General features: G+C 44.9%; 4 protein-coding genes. 3 read left to right on the top strand and 1 reads right to left on the bottom strand.

The window, feature by feature from the left end; genetic code table 11:
* Positions 1-371: alcohol dehydrogenase catalytic domain-containing protein (locus ABYB02_RS15825; protein WP_372763357.1), on the bottom strand; the 371-nt coding region annotated here is incomplete at its 3' end.
* A 167-nt stretch (positions 372-538) separates the two neighbouring features.
* Here ABYB02_RS15825 and ABYB02_RS15820 point away from each other — a divergent pair.
* The 3 genes from ABYB02_RS15820 to lolD form a co-directional block, all read left to right on the top strand.
* Positions 539-1,423: a LysR family transcriptional regulator gene (locus ABYB02_RS15820; RefSeq protein ID WP_372763356.1), complete on the top strand. Its 885-nt coding sequence runs from the start codon at positions 539-541 to the stop codon at positions 1,421-1,423.
* 135 nt (positions 1,424-1,558) lie between these two features.
* Positions 1,559-2,776 carry a lipoprotein-releasing ABC transporter permease subunit gene (locus ABYB02_RS15815; RefSeq protein WP_372763355.1) on the top strand — a complete coding sequence of 406 codons (1,218 nt, stop codon included), beginning with the start codon at positions 1,559-1,561 and terminating at the stop codon, positions 2,774-2,776.
* Positions 2,769-3,398: lipoprotein-releasing ABC transporter ATP-binding protein LolD (gene lolD / locus ABYB02_RS15810; protein ID WP_372763354.1), on the top strand; the 630-nt coding region annotated here is incomplete at its 3' end. The genes ABYB02_RS15815 and lolD, both read left to right, overlap by 8 nt.

The following is a 3,398-nucleotide window of genomic DNA, read 5'->3' as shown; positions in this document are numbered from 1 at the left end:
TCTGGCATTAAACCTTTACCTTGGGTTTCACGTACTGCAGAGCACAGGTTTGTTTTACCCGAAGTACACATTTTACATTCACCACATTCTGCGGTGTATAAAGGAATAACATGATCACCCACTTCAACACTTGTGACGCCTTCACCTACGGCATAAACAACACCGGCACCTTCATGACCAAGGATAGCTGGGAAAATACCTTCTGGATCTTCACCCGATAGGGTAAATGCGTCAGTATGGCACACACCGGTTGCGGTGATTTTAACCATAACTTCGCCTTTTTTAGGCATCATTACATCAACTTCTTCAACCGAAAGAGGTTGGTTTGGGCCCCATGCGATAGCCGCTTTTGATTTAATAAATTCAGACATGTGTGTTCCTTATTAGAGAGAGTCATACAACGATTAAGTGTAGTCGCTAAGTACCGCTAAGCCAGCTTATGCTGCTCACTGCGAAACGACTTGATGGGGTTATTGTATTTGTTTCTCAAATAATGATAATCTCTATTTTATTAAAACACTTTTACAGAGCTGTAATAATGGCAAGGTGGGACGGCATAGATGAGTTTATTGCGGTAGGCGAAGAGGGTAGCTTTACCGCAGCGGCTAAGGCGTTGGGGTTATCGGTGGCGCATATCAGCCGCCACGTCACGGCTCTTGAGCAACGCTTAAATACGCAATTGTTGACGCGCACGACTCGCAAAGTGGTGCTAACCAAAGAAGGGGACGTGTTTTTACACCAAATAAAGCAGCTCCAGCACGCCATGGACGATGCCACTCAAGGCTTAGCCCAGCAACAACGCACCCCTAAAGGTAAAATAAAGCTGACCGCGCCGGTGATGTACGGTGAGACTTTTATTATGCCAATTGTGCATAATTTTATGTACGATCACCCCGAAGTCGAAGTGATAGCCACGCTAAGCAATGAGCAAGAAAATCTGCTAGAAGGCGGCTTTGATCTCGCTATTCGCTTAGGGCATTTAAAAGATTCTAGCTTGCGAGCGCGGCGCTTAAGTGCGCGACGTTTTATTATGTGTGCCGCGCCGCAATACCTAACACGTTTTGGTGAGCCGCATACCTTAGGGGAGCTCAATCAGCATCAATGCTTAGTCGGTAATAGCAGTTATTGGCGGGTAAATGAAAATGGCCGCGACAAACACATTAAAATAGCAGGGCGGCTACAGTGTAATAGTGGTTGGGCGCTGGTGGATGGTGCTAAAAAAGGCTTAGGGATTATTCAGCTTCCCGATTACTACATTGGCAACGAAATAAATAGCGGGCAGTTAGTGCCTATTTTAACCTCGTATCAGCCGCAGCAAGAAGGTGTATGGGGGGTGTACCCACCGCGGCAATTTGTGGCGACCAACGTGCGGGTGTTGCTAGATTATTTGGTGGCGGGGTTAAAACATACAAATGGCAATTAAGGGCTAATTCAGCTTGCATGAAAAATCGCCAAGTATCAGATTTTTAGATAATTTCTTACATTTTAGGCAATACCCAAAGCGCCATTTTTCGTGCTACTATTGCAGCATACGTTTAGGATAAGTGTAAAAAATAATATGTTTCAACCGGTTAGCTTATTTATAGGGCTTAGATATAGTCGCGCTGCGAAGGGAAACGCGTTTATCTCGTTTATTTCATTTTTTTCGATTGCCGGTATCGCGATTGGCTTGATGGCGCTGTTTACCGTAAGTAGTGTGATGAATGGCTTTGAGCACAGCTTAAAAACCAATATGCTTGGGCTTATTCCCCATGTGGAAGTGCAAGCCGAAAACCACACTAACGCCACTATGCACAATCTAAAAACCGATTTAGAAAAATCCCCATTCGTTGAGCATGTTAGTTTGTATCGTCATGGTGAGGCGATTTTACAAACCAATAAAGATTTACACGGTGTGCTATTACAAGGCTTATACGATGATAACGGCTCTTTGTATAAAATTACCGATAAAGTTGTGCAAGGCAATTGGCACACAGTGCTTAACAAGCGTTACCACATTGCTATTAGCCGTTACTTAAGCCGTAAATTAGAGGTCGGTGTGGGCGATAAACTGCGGGTGATCATGCCTAATGCCTCCACTTATACGCCGCTTGGGCGGATGCCAAGTCAACGCTTATTTAAAGTGGCGGCTATTTACGAAACCGGCTCTGAAATCGATATGGGCTTGGCGTTTACCAGTGGGGCCTCGTTATTACGGGTACTCAAGCTAGATAAAAATAGCGCACCCAATTTGAGTGTGTCTTTATATGAACCGTTTGCCCTTGAGCAGTTTATTAGCCACAGCCAGCCGCTGTTAAAACCACATAACTATACAGACTGGCGCAGTAGCCAAGGCACCTTGTTTGCCGCGGTGGCGATGGAAAAGCGTATTATGTCTATGTTGCTTGGGCTAATAGTGCTGGTGGCAGTGTTTAATATTGTGTCGGCATTGACCATGATGGTAAGCGAGAAGCAAGGTGAAGTGGCTATTTTACAAACCTTAGGTTTAACCCCAGCACAAGTGCAAAAAGTGTTTATGGTACAAGGGCTGTATAATGGCGTCATTGGCACTGTTATCGGTGCGCTACTTGGCGTGCTGTTTAGTCTCTATATTAATGAGTTATTGGCATTGCTTGGCTTAAACCTGCTTGCGGGGGCGGAGTTACCAGTAAAATTTGATCTATTTAGCCTAATAATGATAGCGGTTGCGAGTATTGCAATGAGCTTTTTGGCGACCTTATATCCCGCGCGCAAAGCCGCCAGAGTAAACCCAGCAGAGGTATTGCGTTATGAATGATTTAGTCATTAGCTGTGAACAGTTAAGTAAAGTTTATCAAGATGGTAACAACCAAGTAGAAGTATTAAAAGGCGTTGATTTAGCGCTGCAACAAGGCGACATGCTGGCCATTGTGGGCAGCTCAGGCTCAGGTAAAAGTACCTTGTTACACATATTGGGCACCTTAGATACGGCCACTGCCGGCACGGTAAAAGTAAAAAATCAGGCCGTGGCGCAGCTGTCGCGCAGCGAACAAGCGCGGTTTAGAAACAGCAATTTAGGTTTTATTTATCAGTTTCATCATTTATTAATGGAGTTTAGTGCCGTTGAAAATGTGGCGATGCCGTTATTAATAAAAGGTTTAAGCGCAACAGAGGCAAAAGTACACGCCTTAGAAATGCTTGAAAGAGTGGGCTTAGCCCATCGCAGCTCTCACAAACCTGCAGCGCTTTCTGGCGGCGAGCGACAACGAGTAGCCATTGCGCGCGCATTGGTTACTCAGCCTGCGCTGGTACTTGCCGATGAACCGACCGGTAATTTAGATAAACAAAATGCGATTAAAATTTACGACTTAATCAAGGAGCTAAATAGCAGCTTAAATACTAGCTTTGTGGTGGTTACTCACGATTTAGAGTTGGCCGAT

It is taken from the genome of Pseudoalteromonas sp. (assembly GCF_041613455.1).
Classification (GTDB): Bacteria; Pseudomonadota; Gammaproteobacteria; order Enterobacterales; family Alteromonadaceae; genus Pseudoalteromonas.
This window is presented reverse-complemented; position numbering and strand designations above follow the sequence as displayed.

Bases quoted from the DNA above. Each gene is read 5' to 3' on its own strand.
- ABYB02_RS15820 (WP_372763356.1), top strand. From the start codon at position 539: ATGGCAAGGTGGGACGGCATAGATGAGTTTATTGCGGTAGGCGAAGAG.
- ABYB02_RS15815 (WP_372763355.1), top strand. From the start codon at position 1,559: ATGTTTCAACCGGTTAGCTTATTTATAGGGCTTAGATATAGTCGCGCT.